This window comes from Bacteroidota bacterium (genome assembly GCA_016706255.1).
Classification (GTDB): Bacteria; Bacteroidota; Bacteroidia; order Chitinophagales; family BACL12; genus UBA7236.
On record JADJJZ010000030.1, the window covers coordinates 158,612 to 175,949 of the forward strand.

Below are 17,338 nucleotides of genomic sequence, written 5' to 3' on the forward strand. Positions count from 1 at the left end.
CTGCGTTTTGTTACCATTCTCCCTCTTACAGAGCTGGATTTTTTATACGATTTATTTTTTGCGTTTTGTTACCATTCTTTCCCTCTTACAGAGCTGGATTTTTTATACGATATATTTTTTGCGTTTTGTTACCATTCTGTCGCTCTTACAGAGCTGGTTTTTTATTCGATATGATGTGTACGTTTTTTTACCAATCTTTCACTCTTACAGAGCTGGATTATTCGTATGATTTGTAGTATGGGCATTTTATTAAAATTATTTCACATCAATAAAATTGGATTTTTTATATGTTTAAACTAATTAGTTAAATTTCGAATTCAGTCAATTATTACTAAATGAATGAATAAATGATTAATAAATAAAATATTATTCTTCCAACTAAAAATTCTCCGTGACCTCCGCGGGCTGTTTCTCTGCGCACTCAGCGGTTTCGGCTGTTTAATTATTACATTATCAGGTAGAGCTGACCTATGTGTCAGCCGCTACATGAACTTCGAATGAAAGTTTTCGTAATTTTTTGTTGTTCTATTGTTGCTTCGTCATGGGCTAATATTGATTAGCCACTACGTCAGCTCCGAATGAAAATCATAATCAAATTCGGCTGTTCTTTGGCTATTCCATTGGTTCATCGGTACATTGATACATTCACCCATCCATAACGTTAGCTCCGAATGAAAATCAAACTCAAAACCGGCTGTTAATTAGCACATCTACACATTAGCACATCAGCACATTAATTGACTGTTCCATTGGTACATCATCCCAGACGCAACAGTAGCTCCGAATGAAAATCTCACTCTAAACCGGCTGTTAATTGGCTGTTTAATCTAAACGCTTCCCGCGCAATTAATTGGATATCCGGCTATTCTCCGCACCATATTCACCAACCGCAACGTTAGCTCCGAATATAAATCTCACCTCAAAATCGGCTGTTAATTGGCTGTTTAATTGGCTGCATATCATTCGCACATTGTGGCACATTCACCAACCGCAACGTAAGCTCCGAATGAAAATCATACTCAAATCCGGCTGTTCATTGGCTGTTTAATTGGTACATCGGTACATTCGCACATTGGTACATCAACATCCGCCGCGGCGGACACATTAGCACATCAACTTCCCGGCAATCCAATACCTATAATCAAAAAACGATAACAACGCCTGTTGCTCATATGCATCGTTTGAAATGTCCTGCAGTTGTTGAAATAATTTTTCTAATTCTTTTTCAAGTTGAGCGGGATTTGTTACCACGAACGACCGTCTGAAAAAATTCAGAATCGCCTTTTCAATTTCATATTTTAATTCCTGCTGCATCATAAAACGATATACACTTCTGATTAATCCGGGTAACAACAAGAAATTATTTAATTCGAAATGAATTAAAATATTTAACAATTTAACATGAACGGCAAACGAACGTAGCGGATGATTAAAATTTGAATTAATCAGCTTATTAATAATTCCCAACGCGTCAACATAATTTTTATCATATATAAAATATGCAGCAAGCCTGATTAACGTGTCGTGATAAATATTTACAATCGGATGTTTTTCTTGGAGAAAAATATTCACTTCATCCACAACATTTTTTCCTGCAGCAATATCTTTATTAAAAATAATATCATCTAATTGCAACTGATAAATTACTGCTTTAAGATATTGCTCTTCTGCCTTGCCCGACACTGGCAGACTGCGCATTTTTTCCAGTTGCCGGCGGTAATTATTTCTATCACCTTTATTAATAAATAATGAAATATAATTGTAATAAGCCCCAATTGCAGGAATATTTCTATTCAGCAATTGCGGTTGCATTTCTTCAAAAATGCGAATCGTTTTTTCCTGATAAAATAAAGCATTATCCCAATCGTTTAATAAACGATATAACAACGATAGCGCCGCATTCCGCGAATTCCTGAAACGATAATTTTGTTTTTCGGTATCGGGTAGTGAAGTAAGTTCATTCAGCAGTTGGTATACTTCCAATTTAATAAGCTGATTGCGTAATGGAAAATAAGTATTTACATAAAACAGTGCCTTCGTTAATCCCTGTCTCGTTACATAAGCATGTTTAATAATATCTGCACTTTCTGTAATCGATAAAACAATATCATCTGTTTTTTTTATTTTTTCTGCCTCATCATAAAAACGCAACAATTGAATCTGATGTGTTTGAAAAATAATCTGATAAGCGGGAAGCGTAACCGGATCGCTTAATTCAATACCTAAATCGGTAAAATGCTGACTTTGTTTTAATAATCCTTTTTCAGAAAGAATTTCTGCATAATCGAGCAATTCACGAATTTTAAATTGTGTGTTTTTTTCGCTGTGAAATGCGCGCAAACTTTTTAGTAATTGTTTGTACAAATAATTGCGAACGCTATGAATATTCGTTTTAGCGGCGCCAAGTTTTTCACGCAACTGCGCATCACTTTCAAATCCATGTTTATCAATTAAATGAAATAATTGAACATATGTTTGCGGCTTGTGATTCGTAAATCCACCCGCAGATTTTACAAAATAACCCTTTTCACTTGCTGTCATAGCGGAAATCAGCTCAAATAAAGGTTTCCACTGATTCTTTAACTGCTCGGAATTTAGTGCTTTTGACATAAGTGCCTATAAAAATAGAGCATTCACGACAAATATTACCAATCTCGGAATATCAGATTTTCGCATTTTTTGTATTGACTTCGCCTTTTTTAGCTAATAGATTTGCCTAAAAAGTAGACTTATTATGAAAAATTTAACCCTTTACTGTGCGTTTTCGCTGGTATTTTCGGCGAACGCTTTTTCCCAAAATTTAGTGTGGATGGCTGCATCCGATCCTTCATCCCCCAACCGTAACGACCAGGCATTTACCACTGAGCTGGATCTGAGTGGCAACCACTATGTTGCCGGAAACTATGCTGATACCCTGTTTATAGATGGTGTAGCATATCCCAATTACATTAACGATGGTTCTAACGATGCCTATGTTGCAAAATATGATGCCGCAGGTAACGTTTTGTGGGTGCAAACCATTAATGGACCGTCATCACAACTCATCAAATCGATGAAAGTAAATGCCTCAACCGGCGACTGTTATGTGAGCGGTGCTTTTATTGCTGATTTTTATGTGGGCGGAATTAAACAAAACTCCCAAACCTTCAGTGGATTTTCAACCAATTTTTATCGCTCTTTTATCATGCGATTCGATGCAAGCGGGAATTTAATTTGGTCGAATAACACTTATAGTATCATGGGTTACCCGATTGACGGCGGTCAGTCCATAGCACTTTCTCCGCTTGGCGATTATGTGTATATGCAAAACGGATATATTGGCGATGTGCTTTTCGAAACCGGTGAAGCTTTTTTCCCAACCGGATTTGGAGACCAGGATATTTTATTGACTAAATTTTCAACGGCAACAGGTCAAATAAGTTCGTATCGAAATAATATTCAACGATATCTGGTTGATGGTTATATTTTAGAAACCGACAGATCGGGAAATGTAATTTTTGCCGGAAGCCATCGCAGAAACTGCATGAATGAAGTAGATACTGTTGCTTTTCCCTTTTGCGATACGAATCCATCATATGCATTGCCCGATGGTTTTATCTGGAAAATGGATGCAAACTTCGGAAGTATCTGGGGCAAAGAAATAAATGGCCTCGGTTTTGAAATTGTTTCTGCAATTGGTACCGACGCACAAAATAATGTGTATGCATACGGAACATTTGGCAGCAATGCAGATTTTGATGGCACCGTATTAATTCCCGATTCCGGTAAATCAAATGCTTTTGTTGCAAAATTAAATGCAAGCGGCACGTATATGTTTTTAAAACAATTTTCTGCAGAGGAATTATACATGACTGAATATCCTACTGATGCAGAAGCACCATTTGCAGTCGATTCAAAAGGTAATGTATTTCTTGGCGGCGCTTTTTCCGGAACATTAAATTATTATGGTAATACATTATCATCTAACTCATCGCCGTATTTATTTTATGCAAACGGATATTTATTAAAATTGAGTAATACAGGGATATTAAAATGGGGCGAACGTTTCGCCGGCAACGTTGGACCGTTTGATGAAACCGCTGTGCATGGTATATCGGTGTTAGGTTCGTATTTAGCGGTAGGCGGTGAATTTGCATCAAACAATGTTTATCAAAACGACACCACCTATTCTGATCAAAATGCATATTTCCTCAGTTCCATTCAGGACTGTGATGTAAAAATTACAATTACTGCATCTGCTTTATTAGTGAGCGCCGCTTTCCCGGTAACATTAAGCACTCCATTACGCCCCGGTTATTCCTATCAGTGGCAGCGAAATAATATAGACATTCCCGGAGCAACTTCAAACACTTATGTTACAACCCTTACCGGTAATTATAAAGTAATTGTAACAACCGGTGTTTGCACTATCGAATCAAAACGTGTGCGTTTATTTTTACATCCACGTGAAGGCGGCGCCGACAATGCAGCTATAACTGTGTATCCAAACCCTGCAAAGGAGCAACTTAATATTCAGGTGCCGGCATCACAATTCAATAAATCATTTAACTTAATTATTACCGATTTATCAGGAAGAATTGTTTATTCCGAAAATAGTAATTCCGGCGAATCCGGTTTAATTAATATTCATTTACAAAACAGTATCAGCAGTGGAACATATATCATCCAATTAGTTGGTGATAATTATACTTCCTCTACTTCAGTAGTTATTGAATAAAAAAGTTTTATTAAAACAAAAGGTCACCGCACTTGGTGACCTTTTTTTGTGTACAGGTATTTATTTATTTTCAAGCACTTCAATCGCAGCCTTCAATAACAATTTAATTTTTTTCACCGGCAAATCTTTTTCCGCATCCACCATAAATATTTTCATCCGCGAACGTTTCTCCTGAATTAATTCCGGAACATCCATTTTATTCCCATCAGCAAATCCAATATAAGGTTGTCCCGTTTTTTTATTCGTCCACAAGTAACACAACATTTTTCCCTTGTAATAAAAAAATGGCATACCGTATTTCCATTCGGGTGAAATATTTTTATGTTGCACCAAAATCAAATCACGCAACGATAGCAAGCAACTTTGTGTTGGTTCCGGTTGTGATAGGAAATAGTTGTCGGCGTTTGGGTGCATTGTTGGTTAAAGTTAGGCGAATTTGTGGTTCGTTTTAAAAATTCTATCAGTTTCTTTGCTAAACGCAAGTTTTCGCTCCCAACTAAGAGTTGCCTTCAATTTACCGATGGTGATCAGGAGGAAAGTCCTTGTTTTAGAAGCAAAATAGGATTAACTTAGTTTTTGTAAATAAAATTCCTATGTTTCGCCAGTTTCAATCGGTAACACTTGTAGTAGCCTTTATCTTTAATTTTAATATTAGTAATGCTCAAATTAGTTATCCTGTTGTAAAAGCCGGATCTGACAATATGTTGTTGGCAAGCATGGAACAGAGTATTGATTATTCCGACGATACAATAGGTTTTTTTCCCAATTTGATAACCAATTATGAATATAATACATATGGTGATCCCGAATTAACAAAATTTTATGCATGGAGTTCTAGCGACCAGGCCTACTACGAAATGAGCAATTTTGAAACTTTCGAATATAGTGAAAATCAGCAACTTATAATTTATAAGGATGAAGACAGAACTATCACATACAGTTATAACTATTGTTTATTGCCGGAAGAAACACAAACCTCATTCTATAATGATACTATAGTTGAAAAACATGATTTATATTATGATGAAATGTGCCGATTAATTGTTGACAAAAAAACCTTGTTTTCTTCTAATTGGGAGGCAACAGCGGAACTAATCAGTTCCTATTTTTATCCTATGATCAATTATCAGGGAGCCTTGGAGGTCAGCACCCATTATTATTACAATGCTGAGGGCAAGTGTGTTGGCGATAGCTCTTTTGAGCGGGATCAGGGCGAGCTTGCATGGATAAGTAGAAGGTATCACCATTACACTTATTCCGGAAACTTATTGAGCACGGCTATTGAAGGTATGTACAACTCGTCTTTGGATATATATTATAATAATTCACGCAATACTTGGTATTATGATAGCAGCGACCATTTAATAGAAAAAACAATCGAAGATTGCTTGACTGATGATAATGTGTTTTATCCTTATTTAAAGGATATTTATAATTATAATGCAGAAGGTCTTTTAGAAACTTCAATTAGCTATCACCATACAGGATTAAACGATTGGTTTGCGGAATCTATAAGAACATATTACTATATGCCAAAACCACAAAATATTCCCGAACAAACAACAATATCTGTTTTTCCAAATCCTGCAACACATATAAGCTATATCAATCTCATTTCGGACCATGAAGACGAGGTGCAATTTACATTATATAATATTACCGGAAAAAAAATATTTCAATCTGATTTTATACCTATTACATACGGTAAAAATCAAATACCATTATATTTATATAATAACGCAGAGCCGGCTATATCATCCGGTAGTTATTTTTTATTAATTGAAGGCGCTCACAAGTATCCGACAACGCAGATAATTGTTTTGTAACATTTTTTTAAATGGATTTTGCCCCATAACGCTTTCTTAAAAAACACATATTTTTTAACCTGTTGGAGCAGCAAAATGCTCCATCCCAGTTACATCCTCACCCGCCATCCGTTTCAACTCCGTTCCTGCGGAGCCGGGGTTTTCACTTCTGTCGGGGCTAGCAGAAAAGTAGTTGCTCCGATTGGATTGAATTAATCGCGTTTTATAAAAACCCTTTGACTAATCCGAATTAATTTGTAAAGATTAACGCCGTGGTTCAACAAATAATTTAGCAGTTTGTATGGTATTATTCATTTTCAAAACACCAAAATAAATTCCTTCTGTTAGTTCGTTTAAATATATACTTGCAGTGCTGCTATTAATAGTTGAATGAACTATAGTTTTACCCTGCAAATCGAATAAATAAAATTCGCAAGGATATATTGCCGGATATAAATAAATAATATTCTCACTAATATAAATTGATGCATTTTTATTTTCAGATGGAGCGGGAATTAAATCTTCAGGTGCAACACCTGTGTTTATTCTCGTTAAATAAAAATTCGATTTACTATTTATATTATCAACAGAGGTGCCGGCAATAATGGCTTTTCCGGTAGGTTGAAACCCAATGGCTACCGATGTGTTATTGAATTCGTCCTGCTCCATTTGAAAGGTACCCTGTTCGCCAAATATTGTATCTAAATCTCCTGTCGGTAAAAGTCGCATGGCAAATAAATGAGTTGGGTCTAATAAAGATGCTTCCCCGGTGTTTCCACAAACTAAAATTTTATCATCCGGTTGCACTAAAACATTATCTGCTCTGTCAGTACATGAATTAAAGTTATATAAGAGTGTTCCTTTGTCTGAAAAACTAAGATCCAATGTGCCATCCTTTTGCAACATAGCCATTGCGATTTTTCGTCGGCTGTATTGACAATAGGCCGGGTTTTCAATTACCATTGTTCCCACCGCAATTATTTGTCCGGTCGACAATATGTCAAATCCTGAGAGTAAAACCGTATCACTAAATTCCACAAAAGCAACTCCTGCATTACCAAAACTGTAATCCGGTTCACCATCGGGATGTAATTTATAAAATATGAATTTTCCGTCGCTGATGCCGGCAAGAAGTAGTTTCCCATCCGACATGATTTTTATACTTTTTGCAACGGAATTGCCGCCACTGAAATTTGTTATTATCAATCCATTGTCACCAAATGATGTGTCCAATATGCCATTTTGTAATGCTCTCCCAACAATGAAACTATGGGTGTATGTTTCATTGTAGCTATATCCGCAAAAAAGAATTTTCCCATCTTTCTGTATAGCAATTGAATTGATGTTATCACTATCATAATTGCCGGAATACAAAACAGCACAACCATTTGTTCCAAATAAAGTATCAATAGTTCCATCAGGTAAAAATTGATATAAACATCCGTATGAATTAGGCCAGCCATTTGCACATCCGCCAACTACTATTTTACCACTCTCTAATAACTCAATTGCACCACCTATTCTACTGAATATGCTGTCGTTTCCCGGTATTGCGACAACGCCATTTAAACCAAAATTAATATCAGGCGCTCCGTCTTCTAAAATTTTTGAAATTATTAAATTACTTGTTACACTTCTCTCCGATCCGGTGATATAAATTGCTCCTTCTGAATCAATTATCATATCAGTAGCAATTTCAAAATCACCTTCAATTTCTGAATTTACAACTCCTTGTTCACCAAATGTATTATCCATTACCCCATCTTGGCTGTAACAATTAAATACATTACTAATTAATAGCACAAAAATGGTAAACAGCAATTTGCCTTCTTTCAATGTGTTTTGAATACCCTGCTGTGGTTTTCTGCAGCATTGAGGGCCGAATGAGATGACGGAAATAATATGGCGCTTACCATTATTATGGCTTGCGTTCAGCCTATAAAGTATCAATCGTTTCATATTGTGTAACATGCTGGGCGGAATGTTTGGGGACTATGAATATTAATAAATAATACAAACAAATTTATAAATAAACAACAACTTAGAGTAGTAAAATTGCCCCATTGCTCTTAACAGGTTACTTTGGTTGGGTTCCGGTTGTGAGAGATAATAATTATTAATGGGGTCAAACATTTCTTTAAGATTTCTACCAAGTTTAAATGCGATAAAAGATTTTTAACCGTATTCGTTTTTACAAAATCACAACTTCCACCATTGCGCTACCAACCTTAACAACATAAACTCCCGCCATCAAATCAGGTTGAATTAGGGGACTACAAATATCTTTAGTAATATTTATAAAAATTTCACCGGCGGCTGTATAAATTTCAATATACTCATTCTCTAATTCAGTTTCATCCGAAATTCTACACGATTCAGTTGTAAATGCCTGAATATCAGCATATTCTGAAACATCTCCACCAACACAAATCGACCTAATTTGCCATTCATATGGTGTTGAACAGGCGAGTCCCGCAACTTTTCTAAACGATTTTACACCCGATACAATTTTTGTTGTCCAATCCGCGGCGCCAACCGGTCGATATTGCAATTCAAAATGATCGACATCAACCATTGGCGACCATTTTATTTTTGCGGTTGTTGCTGTAATTGCAGCTGTTGGAAGCGGAATAGGAGCAAAACAATCGACAGGTAATCCCGCTAAAATAGGCGCGCCTTCAGTCAAATTAATTGCTGAAGAAAGTATGGTCATGTTTTCAAATCCGTAAGTAACTGTTTTTATGCGCATCCATCCATAATTCTCTGCTGCACCATTTTTAAGTACAAATCCTACATAGGTGTCGCCACTTGAAAATCCTCCCAAATTAAATACTGTGCTACATGCGCCTCCGCTATCAATTTGCCAATTATTAATAAAAACCGGCGCTTCAATTGTTGCAAGGCCAACGCCAATAAATGCACCCAATTCAAGCTCTTGTGCCATATTAATATCTACAACGTTAGTTCCTGCTCCAAAACAATATTGTGTAAACGTTCCCGTGTAAAACAGCACACCATTTTCTCCCAAGGGCTCAATACTAAAATACCCAAACTCTCCGGCAAAGGTCGTCCAATCATAATATACTGCCTCAATCCTAAAATCATCAGCGCCATTACCATCAACATCCAAAAACACCTCATCCGGCGCCGGAAACGGCCCATCATAGACCATAATATCCGGGTCATAATCAGTAACCACAACCTGCCCCGATCCCGCGATTGGTAAAAATGCTGCAGCAAATAAATGGTAAGCGCCAAGTTTCTTATTCGTAATTGCTCTCATGGTTTAACTTTTGGGTATTTCAAAAATAATAAAATAAATCAATAGAAACCATGCAACCCCTTTTTTGAATCCGTACTAACGTTCCACGTGAAACAATAAAAAATCCGTCCCAATCCGTTTAATCCGTTCAACCTGTGTTCCATTATAACGTTCCACGTGGAACACGGGGAACACCCAATATCATCCATCTATTATAGATCGTACAAAAATCCGCGTCCATCCACTAAAATCCGCGACCCGCCCCGCCGGGTTCTGCGTTGCATGTGTTCCACGTGGAACATTCAAACAAAAAAATCAGCCCCAATCAGCAAAAATCCGCGACCCGCCCCGCCGGGTTCTGCGTTCCATGTGTGGAACTTTAATCCAGTACTTCTTATTTATCTTTGCAAACGATGTTCAATCAATATGATGTTATAGTTGTGGGTGCCGGTCATGCCGGATGTGAAGCCGCTGCCGCTGCTTCCAATATGGGAGCAAAGGTGATGCTCGTTACCATGAACATGCAAACCATTGCACAAATGAGTTGTAATCCTGCAATGGGTGGGGTTGCGAAAGGTCAGATTGTTAGGGAAATTGATGCAATTGGTGGGTATTCGGGTATAGTGACAGATAAATCAGCTATTCAGTTCAGGATGTTGAACTTGAGTAAAGGTCCTGCTATGTGGAGCCCGAGAGCTCAAAGTGATAGAATGCTATTTGCCGCGGAATGGAGATACATGCTGGAACAAAGCCCAAATGTAGATTTCTGGCAAGATACCGTTGCGGGTTTATTGATTAAAGATGGGAGAATAGCAGGTGTTAGAACAAGCCTAGGAATGGAAATACCTTCTAAAGCAGTTGTTCTTACAAATGGCACCTTTCTCAATGGCCTAATACATATTGGTGAGAAAAACTTTGGTGGTGGCAGGGTGGCTGAGAAAGCTGCGACAGGCATAACCGAACAACTCATCAACCTCGGTTTCGAAAGCGGCAGAATGAAAACCGGAACACCGCCAAGGGTAGATGGAAGAAGTTTAGATTATACTTTAATGGAAGAACAGCTGGGTGATGCAATACCACAGAAGTTTTCCTATACCGATACAAAACCGCTGGCAACTCAACGTAGTTGCTGGATTACATACACTTCGGAAGCCGTTCATGATGTATTAAGAACAGGCTTCGACCGCAGTCCAATGTATTCGGGTAGAATTAAAGGTCCGGGACCAAGGTATTGTCCTAGTATAGAAGATAAAATTGACCGCTTCGCAAGTAAAGAACGTCACCAAATATTTGTTGAACCGGAAGGATGGAATACGGTTGAGGTTTATATCAATGGATTTTCTACCAGTCTGCCCGAAGAAGTGCAGTATGCAGCCCTCAAAAAGATTAAAGGTTTCGAAAATGTAAAGATGTTCAGACCTGGGTATGCTATTGAATATGATTACTTCCCTCCTATGCAATTGACACATACACTGGAAACCAAGCTGATTAAAAACCTGTTTTTCGCGGGTCAAATTAATGGGACTACAGGGTATGAAGAAGCTGCTTGTCAGGGACTTATGGCAGGTATCAACGCCGCCTTATCAGTAGCAGAAAAAGCACCTTTTGAAATAGACAGAAGTGAAGGTTATATCGGTGTGCTGGTTGATGATCTGATAAATAAAGGTACTGAAGAACCTTATAGGATGTTTACCTCCAGAGCTGAGTATCGAGTATTGCTCAGACAAGATAATGCTGATATTCGACTGACTAAAAAATCGCATGACATTGGTTTAGCCAGCGATGAAAGGTTAAAACGTGTAAATGAAAAAATTGCTGCTACAGCAAAACTCATCGCATTCCTCCGTGATTTATCTGTTGATCCTGATCAGGTGAATGGCATGCTCGAATCGAAAGGCTCAACAACAATTAAACAAAAAACTAAAGTTGCTCAATTATTGAGCAGACCACATATTGGGTTAAACGACCTGATCGGATTAAACGCCGCAGTTGATGCTGAGTTACTTAATTATGAAACCGAATTCAGAGAGCAAGCGGAAATCAGTATTAAATACGAAGGGTATATTGCTAAAGAAAAAGAACTGGTAGATAAAATGTTGCGTCTTGAAAATATTATTATTCATGATGCTATCGATTATCATCAGCTGCATTCCATTTCATCTGAAGCAAGAGAGAAGCTCAGTAAAATAAAACCTAAAACATTAGGCCAGGCAAGCAGAATTAGTGGTGTTTCACCAAGTGATATCGCTGTTTTAATGATTCATATTGGTAGATAACTAATTGATTATCAATATATTACATCAATTTATTTGTTATTTTTCTGGCCTGAATTTCGCTATAATATTACCTCCAAACTAACATTTAACTTAAAGCACATCATATCTTTGCCAACTCAATGCGATTACTACTCTGTTTATTAATAAGTTTAATTTTTGCAAGTTGTGCAAATCAGGTTACGCCAACCGGAGGTAAAAAAGATACCACACCGCCGGTGGTATTAGATTACGAACCGGATTCCGCAACCGTGTTTTTTGATGCACAACAAATTACTTTAGTATTCGATGAGTATGTTCAATTAAATGATGTATTTAATCAGGTAATTATTTCTCCCCCTTTAGATGCAACTCCAGAAATTAAATTAAAAGGCAAAACGGTTACCATCAATTTAAATTCAGAATTAAAACCTGCAACAACTTATACCATAAATTTCGGTCAGGCGATAAAAGATATTACTGAAGGAAATGCACTGGAAAATTTTACCTATGTTTTTTCAACCGGTGCTTTTATTGACTCACTAAAAGTAAGCGGAAAGGTTACAGATTTATTAACTGCGGCGCCGGCAACAAAAGCATATGTTGTTTTATATTACGAACCAACGGATACTTCCTTCACAAAAACAAAACCGTATTATTTTGCTAAAACAGATAATACCGGAAACTTTACGATTAATAATATCAAAGCCGGTAACTATAATTTATATGCTATAGAAGATCAGAACTTTAATTATTATTACGATTTACCAAATGAGAAAATTGCATTTCAAACATCAACAATTCAAATAGACAGTAATATCAGCAATCAGAAATTGCAACTCTTTTCGGAGGATAAAACACTGCAGAATTTACAAGAAATTAAATCTACCCGCTACGGACAAACACGATTAATATTTGCAAAAAATACATCCGCTACAAACATAACATTTACCGGAAGCGATACTTCTTCAGAATACTTTTCCCGAAATAAAACCAACGATACCATCCTCTTTTGGAAAACAAATTACTTATTAGATACACATCAGTTAACAATATCATTTGATACTTCTGTAATAAACCGAATGGTAGAAATTAAATCTTTTCCCAAAGATTCAAATTTCTACAAACAGACAAATACATTTACCGGTAATGTTAGTAGTATCAGCAAAGGCGCCGATGCAAACGCTCGCGCCGACTGGGATCCGGGTCGAACTGTGCAATTAAATTTTTATAATCCTATTAAATCAATTACACCAAATGCCATTCAGGTTTTTAAAGATAGTGTTGCATTAACAACCGCAACTATTACAATTGATTCGCTTGATGCCAGAAAAGTATATATTCAATACGACTGGTTACCGGGTACACCGTATAATATTATCATAGCAGCAAAAAGCACAAAAGATATTTTTGGTTTAACTAATATCGGTGATACATTAATGATTCAAACCAGGAAAGTAGATGCTTATGCAACTTTGTCTACAACCATAAAAAACAATAGTAACAGCAACCTGATATTTCAGTTAATGAAATTCGATTTAACAATTTTAGACGAACGATATCTCTCCAAAACATTATTTGAAAATCCGGATAAAACGTTTCTTGTGAAACAATTAAATTTATTGCCGGGTGTTTATAAAATCAGAGTTATTATAGATGCTGATGGAAATGGTAAATGGACGCCCGGTAATTTAGCTACAAAACAACTTCCCGAAACCGTATTATTTTTTCCGGTAGATCAAAATTTAAGGGCAAATTGGGAAAATGAAATCGATTGGGAAATTTTTTAAACGCATTCCCATCTCCCCCAAAAAAAAATATTTTTCTGAAAAAAACGGCTTTCATATTTAAACGCTGTTAAAAGATTTTCATTTTTTCGACCTGGACTATCAAAAAGAAGTTGCATCGTTTAAAATCAAAATAAACGCGAAAATTTAAGCTTTTTGAAAATTAATTCGGAGAAAATAGCCCAAAAACGGAATCAGTCCAATGCAATTTCCGGAGCCGCCGTTCGGCAATAATTTATACCAAAACGGGTGATACACCATTTTTTTAATTCCGTAATTTCATCATCAACTAATTGAGTGAGCGCTTTAGTCAACTCAATACGGAATAAACTCATATCAAAACTTACCTTTTCAAGGATCATTTTGCAGTATTCAAGCATCGTCATTTCTTTGTAATTATATTCTCTTAACGGGTTAATTATACAAATGTTGCATTTTATAAAACTTTAACGCAGCAAAGCTTTTCACATTATTTTGACGATTATACAGCAGAAAAGACAGTGTAAAAATTTATTATCTTTATTTCGAAATTAACAATCTAAATTTCAAAGCATTATGAAGCATTGTTATACCTTACTCCTCTTCCTGATTTCAGCAACATTTATAAATGCACAAATAACAGCCTATCCGGATACGAGTATTTGTCCGGGCGATGAATTACAATTGGGTTCAACCTTAATTGATTTTTGTGGCGATTGTTATAGTTATCAAAACCTGGACTACGCACCGGAACCAATTGGTGGTGAAGCTATTACCATGGTTGATGATACGTATATCGGTCCGTTTCCAATAGGATTTTCATTTTGTTATTTCGGAGAAGAATATGATGAGTTTTATTTATGCTCAAATGGTTGGATTAGTTTTTTAGAGCCGGACTTTGGATGGACAGGCAACTGGACGCCCGATGGTCCTATTCCTGATATGGCTGCAGATGTTCCGAAAGCAGCAATTTTTGGACCTTGGACCGACTGGCATACCGGCTTGTGTACCGAATGTATTCATTATGAAACAGTTGGTGTTGCTCCGAACCAACGTTTATTAGTAACCTGGGATGAAGTGCCATTATTTTCTTGCACAGATGAAGCAGGTACTTTCCAAATTATATTACATGAAACATCAAATTTTATTGATAACCATTTTACAGATGTAATGGTTTGCCCGGAATGGGATCTTGGCGTTGCAACACATGGTTTAATTAATCAAAATGGTTCAATAGCCTTTACTGTTGAAGACAGAAATGCAACAGAATGGGAAGCACACGATGAATCATGGCGTTGGTATACCAGTATTGTTGAGTGGTTTGATGAAGATGGTGTGTTAATTGGTAACGGTCAAGTTGTTGATGTAGCACCGGATGTTACAACTACCTATACTGTAGTTCAAACTTTATGCGACGGAACAGTTTATACTGATGATGTAACCGTTGAAGTGGGTGCTGCTTTTGATACTGAAGTTTTAACAACAGATATTACTTGTGGGGGAGATGATAATGGAACAGCAACTGTTACTGTTGATGGCGGACTAGAACCTTATACTTATGAATGGAGCAGCGGCGAAACCGGTGTTGACCATGTTTCCGGTTTAGATGGCGGTACTTATACCGTTACGGTAACTGAAGCCGGTGGTTGTTTGAGAGAATACACTTTTACTATTAATGAACCTGAAGAGCTCGTAGCAACTGCAACCGATATTGTTGACAATCCTTGTTTTGATTATGAAGAAGGTTCTGTTCATATTGATGTTACCGGTGGTACCATTCCTTATAGCTATAGTTTAGATGGAGGTGCTGCTACAATTGTTCCCGACTTTGATAACCTGGGCGCAGGAACTTACACAGTGGTTGTTACAGATGCTAATGGCTGCACCGATGAAGCTACATTTTCAATTGATGAACCAATATTATTAACTGCAGATTTAACTGCAGATGACAATACAATTTTTGTTGGTCAAACAGCAACTATAACATTGGAAACAAGTTTACCGGGAATAGAATCAGTAACCTGGGATCCGGAAGTGCCTTGTGAAGCACCTTGTTTTACAGCAACAGTAGCTCCTTTCACTACTACAACATATACAGTAACCGTGGTTGACGATATGGGATGTGTGGCAATAGATACCATTACCATTTTTGTTGAATTTGTTCCTGAGGTATTTTATCCCAACGCTTTTTCGCCAAATGCAGATGGCACTAACGATGAATTTACCGGAGTTGCATATAACGTAACGGAATATCACTTTACCATTTTTAACCGCTATGGCCAATTAGTGTTTGAAACCAATGTTTTTGACCCTGTTCACGGTTGGGATGGAACATTTAATAACGAGCCACAGGAAATGGGTACTTATATTTATCAGGTAAGTGCATCGTTCAACAATGGCGAAGCATTTACCGGTTCGGGAAACCTGACTTTAGTGCGTTAATATATATATTATAAAATAATAGATGCATTATTGTGTAGACTTAGTGGCAATGAGATTTTAAGCCGCTACCGTATTTCTATTTCACAGAACATCAGGAGCTGGTAATTAAAACTGAATTGTTACCGATTTATGGTAATTCAAAGGCCTGTGGCAGCGGGCTTAATCGAGTAGAATTTTATTTGTTAACACATTGTGAATTTCTCAAAATTTTCCTATCTTTGCATTCCCAAAATAGTAAGTGATGAAAAGGACGTTTCAACCATCCAGAAAAAAAAGAAGAAATAAGCACGGTTTTCGTGAGCGTATGGCAACTAAAGACGGACGTGCAATTATAGCTCGTCGTCGCCGTAAAGGACGTAAAAAATTGACTGTTTCTGACGAAAGAAATATCGGTAAATAAACCAACTGAAGGTTCTGAAAGCGGCGCTACGCGTATGTTTTCAAGAGCCACCCTCAGCAAGTCCGAACGACTTGGCAGAGAACAACTTATTGCCTCGCTTTTTGAAGCGGGGCAAAGTTTTTTGAGCCCACCCTTCCTTATTTATTATCAAATTACTACACTACCGGAAGCTGTTCCTGTTCAGGTTTTAGCAACTGTATCAAAAAGGAAATTCGCCAAAGCAACCGATCGTAACCTAATTAAAAGGCGTATAAAAGAAGCTTATCGGGTGAATAAATTACCCTTATACCAAAAATTAATATCTGCCAACAAACAACTCGCACTGGCAATTTTATACAACGAAAAAAAAATAACATCTTTTAACGACATCGAGTCTAAAATCAAAGTAGCTTTATCCGAACTTATTAAACGGATATAAGATATTATAAATAATAACGTTTAGTAATACAGTGTATTAATTACATGAAATATATCAGCAGGTTTTTTGGATGGATTTTAATATTGCCGGTAAAAATATATCAGCTCTTAATATCTCCCATTTTACCTAACTCATGTCGCTATACACCAACCTGTAGTCATTACATGGTGCAGGCAATTACAAAATATGGTCCAATAAAAGGAACGTGGTTAGGTTTAAAAAGAATTGCAAGATGTCACCCCTGGGGCGGACACGGACATGACCCGGTTCCATAAA

The 17,338-nt window shown here is 36.9% G+C and carries 13 protein-coding genes; 8 read left to right on the top strand and 5 right to left on the bottom strand.

Going from position 1 to position 17,338, the window contains the following annotated elements:
- Positions 1-1,104: 1,104 nt before the first annotated feature.
- Positions 1,105-2,610: a hypothetical protein gene (locus IPI65_23215; protein MBK7444343.1), complete on the bottom strand. Its 1,506-nt coding sequence runs from the start codon at positions 2,608-2,610 to the stop codon at positions 1,105-1,107.
- Between the two features lie 199 nt (positions 2,611-2,809).
- Here IPI65_23215 and IPI65_23220 point away from each other — a divergent pair, with 199 nt between their 5' ends.
- A complete protein-coding gene (locus IPI65_23220) occupies positions 2,810-4,717 on the top strand; it encodes a T9SS type A sorting domain-containing protein (GenBank protein ID MBK7444344.1) in 1,908 nt (635 codons plus the stop codon).
- Positions 4,718-4,777: 60 nt separating this feature from the next.
- Here the strand turns inward: IPI65_23220 and IPI65_23225 are convergent, their stop codons facing one another.
- Positions 4,778-5,131, bottom strand: coding sequence for a DUF1801 domain-containing protein (locus tag IPI65_23225; protein MBK7444345.1), 354 nt, complete (start codon positions 5,129-5,131; stop codon positions 4,778-4,780).
- A gap of 179 nt (positions 5,132-5,310) precedes the next feature.
- Here IPI65_23225 and IPI65_23230 point away from each other — a divergent pair, with 179 nt between their 5' ends.
- Entirely contained in the window at positions 5,311-6,543 is a 1,233-nt protein-coding gene (locus IPI65_23230) for a T9SS type A sorting domain-containing protein (GenBank protein MBK7444346.1), read from the top strand.
- Positions 6,544-6,786: 243 nt separating this feature from the next.
- Here IPI65_23230 and IPI65_23235 read toward each other — a convergent pair whose 3' ends face one another.
- Both IPI65_23235 and IPI65_23240 read right to left on the bottom strand, forming a co-directional pair.
- Positions 6,787-8,481: a T9SS type A sorting domain-containing protein gene (locus tag IPI65_23235; GenBank protein MBK7444347.1), complete on the bottom strand. Its 1,695-nt coding sequence runs from the start codon at positions 8,479-8,481 to the stop codon at positions 6,787-6,789.
- Positions 8,482-8,713: 232 nt separating this feature from the next.
- On the bottom strand, positions 8,714-9,805 hold the full coding sequence (locus tag IPI65_23240; protein MBK7444348.1) for a fibronectin type III domain-containing protein: 1,092 nt from the start codon (positions 9,803-9,805) through the stop codon (positions 8,714-8,716).
- 392 nt (positions 9,806-10,197) lie between these two features.
- Here IPI65_23240 and mnmG point away from each other — a divergent pair, with 392 nt between their 5' ends.
- Together mnmG and IPI65_23250 are read left to right on the top strand one after the other, a co-directional pair.
- A complete protein-coding gene (mnmG, locus tag IPI65_23245; GenBank protein ID MBK7444349.1) occupies positions 10,198-12,060 on the top strand; it encodes a tRNA uridine-5-carboxymethylaminomethyl(34) synthesis enzyme MnmG in 1,863 nt (620 codons plus the stop codon).
- Positions 12,061-12,179: 119 nt separating this feature from the next.
- Positions 12,180-13,826: an Ig-like domain-containing protein gene (locus IPI65_23250; GenBank protein MBK7444350.1), complete on the top strand. Its 1,647-nt coding sequence runs from the start codon at positions 12,180-12,182 to the stop codon at positions 13,824-13,826.
- 191 nt (positions 13,827-14,017) lie between these two features.
- On the opposite strand, the gene IPI65_23255 is transcribed toward IPI65_23250, so the two are convergent.
- Entirely contained in the window at positions 14,018-14,203 is a 186-nt protein-coding gene (locus IPI65_23255) for a hypothetical protein (GenBank protein ID MBK7444351.1), read from the bottom strand.
- 175 nt (positions 14,204-14,378) lie between these two features.
- On the opposite strand from IPI65_23255, the gene IPI65_23260 reads away from it, so the two are divergent.
- The 4 genes from IPI65_23260 to yidD all read left to right on the top strand — a co-directional run bounded on the left by IPI65_23260 (position 14,379) and on the right by yidD (position 17,337).
- A complete protein-coding gene (locus IPI65_23260; GenBank protein ID MBK7444352.1) occupies positions 14,379-16,244 on the top strand; it encodes a gliding motility-associated C-terminal domain-containing protein in 1,866 nt (621 codons plus the stop codon).
- A gap of 241 nt (positions 16,245-16,485) precedes the next feature.
- Positions 16,486-16,644 carry a 50S ribosomal protein L34 gene (rpmH, locus tag IPI65_23265; protein ID MBK7444353.1) on the top strand — a complete coding sequence of 53 codons (159 nt, stop codon included), beginning with the start codon at positions 16,486-16,488 and terminating at the stop codon, positions 16,642-16,644.
- A 34-nt stretch (positions 16,645-16,678) separates the two neighbouring features.
- Entirely contained in the window at positions 16,679-17,062 is a 384-nt protein-coding gene (locus IPI65_23270) for a ribonuclease P protein component (GenBank protein MBK7444354.1), read from the top strand.
- Between the two features lie 44 nt (positions 17,063-17,106).
- Entirely contained in the window at positions 17,107-17,337 is a 231-nt protein-coding gene (gene yidD, locus IPI65_23275; GenBank protein MBK7444355.1) for a membrane protein insertion efficiency factor YidD, read from the top strand.
- The last annotated feature ends 1 nt before the right edge of the window (position 17,338 follow it).